The organism is Binatus sp. (SeqCode) (genome assembly GCF_035272065.1).
Taxonomy (GTDB): Bacteria; Desulfobacterota; Binatia; order Binatales; family Binataceae; genus Binatus.
This window is the reverse complement of the sequence record NZ_DATEQZ010000065.1, coordinates 1-4,391: the sequence shown is the minus strand read 5'-3', so window position 1 is coordinate 4,391 and position 4,391 is coordinate 1. Positions and strand designations below refer to the sequence as shown.

The window sequence follows — 4,391 nt, the reverse complement described above, 5'->3', positions numbered from 1 at the left end:
CAAGAGCGCGTGGCGGGAATCTCGACGGTCAAATCGTTCGCGCGCGAGGCCGACGAGGCGCGCCGGTTCCATCAGCGCACGACCGAAATGTATGACCTGACGATCGAGAGCGTGAAGCTTTCGTCAACGCATCAGATGTTCACCGAGTTCATCTCGCGCGGCGCGCCGCTGATCGTCATCTGGGCAGGCGCACTGATGATCATGCATGGCAAAATGACCATCGGAACCGTGGTCGCGTTCTTCGGGCTTCTCCCCGCGCTCTACCTGCCGCTGCAGCGCTTCTCGGAGTTGTCGGTAATTGTGGCGACGGCGCTAGCGGCGATTGAGCGCATCTTCGCCTTCTTCGACGAGACGCCCGAGGTCCACGACCGCCCCGGCGCCCCTCCCCTCAGAGTGAAAAGTGGGCTGGTCGAGATCGAGCATCTGCGCTTTGGTTACAAGCCGCTCGACGGCGGCCCGATCCGCATCACGCTCGACGACGTGAATCTCAGTGTGCCGGCCGGGACTACCGTCGCGCTGGTAGGACGCTCGGGCGCTGGCAAAACTACGCTTGCCGGCCTGATCCCGCGCTTCTACGAACTGGCGGCCGGCCGAATCCTGATCGACGGCACCGACATTTCGAGCGTGACGCTCAAGTCGCTGCGCGATTCGATCGGGATCGTCCCGCAGGACGCTATCCTGTTCAGCGCGTCGATTCGCGAAAACGTGCAATACGGGCGGCCCGGTGCGCCCGACGCAAATGTCTGGCGAGCGCTCGAGCAGGCCAACATCCGCGACTTCGTCGAGTCGCTGCCCGACAAGCTTGACACGATGATAGGCGAGGGTGGTGTGCGTCCTTCGACGGGTCAGCGGCAGCGCCTCGCACTCGCGCGCGTGTTTTTGAAAAACCCGCCTATCCTGATTCTCGATGAAGCGACGTCGGGACTCGACTCAGAAGTCGAAAACCTGATTCACGACGCCGTGCGTCGCCTGATGAAAGGGCGCACGTCGTTTCTGATTGCCCATCGGCTCGCCAGCGCCGTCGATGCGGACGTAATCGTGGTGCTCGATCGCGGCAAGGTCGTCGAGGTCGCCTCGCACGTCGAGCTGGTGAAGCGGGCCGGCGTCTACTCTCAACTCTTCAACGAGCAGACGCGCAAGCTGCGGCTGACACCCGAACATATCGCGCGCGCGCCCGGCTCGCTGAGTCCAGCGCCGGCCCGCGGAGTCCGCACCGACTAGCAAGTTTGCGCAAGCAGCAGGTTCCGTGGAGCGGTCTAAAGTTCCGCAATCAGATAGGCGAACAGCGCGAAAAACGCCGCCCCTACGACCGCGTACTCGACGGCCTTTCCGGCCTTGCCTCTGGAAGGAGCGAAAGAATTGTCGTGAGTCTGGTACTTCAAAACGACCGGGCCGGCCGGCCGCTGCATCGATGAACCAAAGATCGTCGGTGACTTGTTGATCGACAGCACGTTGACCCGTCCATTGGCTTTCTCCAGCCAATCCTCATAGTCGTCGGCGTTGGCGAACCGCTTGGTGAAAATAGCCATCACAGCCCCCTAATAACAACAAGTAGGCTTTAATGCCTTCAGAGTAGGCGTAATGACGCTCTGATGCAATCCGGGAGACTCAGGAACTATCCAGCATCGCTATTGGTAGGGATAAAAAACATAAAATAGCATCGATAGAATGCATAAAATCCACAATCCGGCGTGAATCTCCCTGTAGCGGCCGGCGGCGAGCTTGAAAAGTGGATAAAGAACCAGGCCGGCCGTGATGCCGACGCCAATGTTGTAAGTGAAGCTCATCAACGCAATCACCGTGAAGGCGGGAATCAGCTCGGTGTAGTCGTCGAAGTCGATTTTGACGATCGGCGCGACCATCATCGCGCCGACTACGATCAGCGCAGGCGCGTACGCGGCGGCTGGAATCGCGGCGACTATAGGCGCGAAGAACAGCGACATCGCGAACAGCGCGGCGACCACCACGGCCGTCAACCCCGTGCGTCCGCCGACCTGAACGCCGGCCGCCGATTCGATATACGCGCCGGCGGTGGTGGTGCCCGCGAGGCCCGCGAACATCGTTGCGATCGCGTCGGCGAGCATCGGGCGTTCGATCTGCGGCAGCATGCCGTCGGCATCGAGAAATCCGGCGCGCGCCGAGACTCCTATCAATGAGCCCATCGTGTCGATCAACGCCATCACGAATATCGTCAGCAGCACGCCGAAAAATCCGACGCTGAGCGCGCCGCGCAGATTGAGCTGCAGCATGATGGGCGCGGGATTCGGTGGCATGCTGACCCACGCCGATGGCGCCTTCGCGACCCCGGTGACGAACGCAATCGCGGCCGAGATCAAAATCCCGAGCAGGATCGCGCCCGGCACGCGGCGGACCATCAGTATCGCGATCAGCACGAAGCTGAGAATCGCGATCTCTACCGAAGGCGTCGTCAGGTTGCCGAGCCGAACCGGCGCGCCCGGCATGCCGATCGCGACGATGCCGGATTCGTTGAGTCCGATGAAGCTGAGGAACAGCCCGATTCCCACGCCGAAGCTGTAGCTGAGGCCGGGCGGCAGCGCCTCGACCATCCAGATTCGCACGCGCGCGACGGTCAGCAACGTGAACATCACGCCCGCGAGAAACACTGCGCCCATCGCGGTCTGCCAACTGTAGCCGAGCACCTTCACGACCGTGTACGCGACGAACGCGTTCTCACCCATGTACGGCGCGATTGCGAACGGACGATTCGCATACAGGCCCATCACGAGGGTTCCGACCACCGCGGTCATCACGGTCGCGACCATCGAAGGTCCTTCGGGGATGCCGGCGGCCTGCAGAATGGCCGGGTTGACCGCGATTATGTACGACATCGTGACGAAGGTAGTGACGCCGGCGAGCACCTCGCGCCGAAACGTTGTGCCGGCAGCTTCGAGCCCGAAGTAATTTGCTATGCGCGATTGCAATGCGTTCCCGGCCGATCCGAGACGCCTGAATTATCACGCCGCGCCGAGCACACGCCACAAGAATGCGCGTAAATGCGGTTTGGTATATAAGGAACGAATCGCGAGCCCGGATTTTGCTGTCAGGGATCAACCAAGAGTGACGAGATGAAGGAAGAACAAACCCGGAAGATGGCGGCGCCAAAACCGATTGCAAACGTACCGGCCCCCGCGAAGTTACTCGTGGCCCCGAAGCCGGCAGCGGTTCCCCAGCCGGCAGCGACCAAGTCGATAACCACGCTCGCGGTGGACGTTGGCGGAACGGGGATCAAAGCGGCTGCGCTCGACGAAAAAGGCAGGATGATTACCGAGCGGCAGAAGATCAAGACGCCGCGTAACGCGACGCCGAAGAAAGTGATCGCAATCATCGCGGAGCTGGCGAAGATGGCGGGCGCGTTCGATCGGGCGTCGGTAGGATTTCCGGGTGTCATCAAGAATGGAGTCATTTACACTGCGCCGAATCTCGGCAAGGGATGGAAAAACTTTCCGCTCGAAGCGGCGCTCAAGAAGAAGCTCAAGGCGCCCGTACGAATCGCCAACGACGCCGATGTGCAGGGCCTGGGATGCGTCACCGGCCACGGCGACGAACTGGTGATCACGCTCGGTACCGGGTTTGGCTCGGTACTGTTCGTGGACGGTCACAGGATTCATCTCGAGCTGGGGCATCATCCGTTCCGCGAAGGCAAGACCTACGAAGACGAGCTCGGCAATCGCGCGTTCATCAAGAAGGGCAAGAAGAAGTGGAACAAGCACCTGCGCGAAGCGATTGACGAGATGGCGAAGACGTTCAACTACGACCGGCTGTACATCGGGGGTGGCAACGCGGCGACGATAAACTTCAAGCTGCCGTCGAACGTCAAGGTGGTGAGCAATACGGAAGGCCTGCTCGGCGGCATCAAGCTGTGGCAGGATCAAGCCGTCGCGACGAAGTGAAGTAACGAATGGAGGGGTGGCCGAGTGGTTGAAGGCACCGGTCTTGAAAACGTGAGCAGTGGGTTTTACAGGGTTACGGTGGGTAATCCAGCTAGTAAATTCAAGGGCTTTTGTTAGGGTGGACCATCGTGTGAAAGCACGGAGTGGATGGTAAGTGGATGGTGAACGTGGCAGCCAAGGGATGAGACTGTGGAAACAATAGTTGCCCACCGGTGCGGCGCTACGTCTCGAGATGTAAAAGGCCGCACTGCCAGGTGCGCGCGACTCTCATCGCGGAGAAGGTTGATGCGGTCGGACGACACCTGCGGCAGATCGAGCTGTGCCCGCCGGCACTGCGATGTCGTCATCGCGCGTGAGCGAGCTCGCGGCCTAGAGATTTCCGATCGCCGGTTCGAATAAGAAACGGGCCAGCGCTGCGAGAACGCCAGCCCGTCGCCGACCGGTAAAAGGGGGGGGGCAAAAACCCAGTCAGCGATCCCC

General features: G+C 61.0%; 4 protein-coding genes. 2 read left to right on the top strand and 2 right to left on the bottom strand.

Annotated features, from left to right (window positions below):
* The coding region (locus VJX68_RS12690) for an ABC transporter ATP-binding protein (RefSeq protein ID WP_324096067.1) at positions 1–1,221 on the top strand (1,221 nt) is incomplete at its 5' end.
* 35 nt (positions 1,222–1,256) lie between these two features.
* Here VJX68_RS12690 and VJX68_RS12685 read toward each other — a convergent pair.
* Together VJX68_RS12685 and VJX68_RS12680 are read right to left on the bottom strand one after the other, a co-directional pair.
* Positions 1,257–1,529 (bottom strand): hypothetical protein, encoded by a 273-nt coding sequence (locus VJX68_RS12685; protein ID WP_324096066.1) that lies wholly within the window; start codon positions 1,527–1,529, stop codon positions 1,257–1,259.
* A gap of 99 nt (positions 1,530–1,628) precedes the next feature.
* Complete coding sequence (locus VJX68_RS12680) at positions 1,629–2,942, bottom strand: NCS2 family permease (protein ID WP_324096065.1); 1,314 nt, start codon at positions 2,940–2,942, stop codon at positions 1,629–1,631.
* 219 nt (positions 2,943–3,161) lie between these two features.
* Between VJX68_RS12680 and VJX68_RS12675 the strand changes: the two genes are divergently transcribed.
* Positions 3,162–3,911 (top strand): ROK family protein, encoded by a 750-nt coding sequence (locus VJX68_RS12675; protein ID WP_324096064.1) that lies wholly within the window; start codon positions 3,162–3,164, stop codon positions 3,909–3,911.
* The last annotated feature ends 480 nt before the right edge of the window (positions 3,912–4,391 follow it).

What these genes read in the sequence shown, in the direction of transcription:
- VJX68_RS12685 (WP_324096066.1), bottom strand. Translation starts at nt 1,529, where the DNA reads ATGGCTATTTTCACCAAGCGGTTCGCCAACGCCGACGACTATGAGGAT.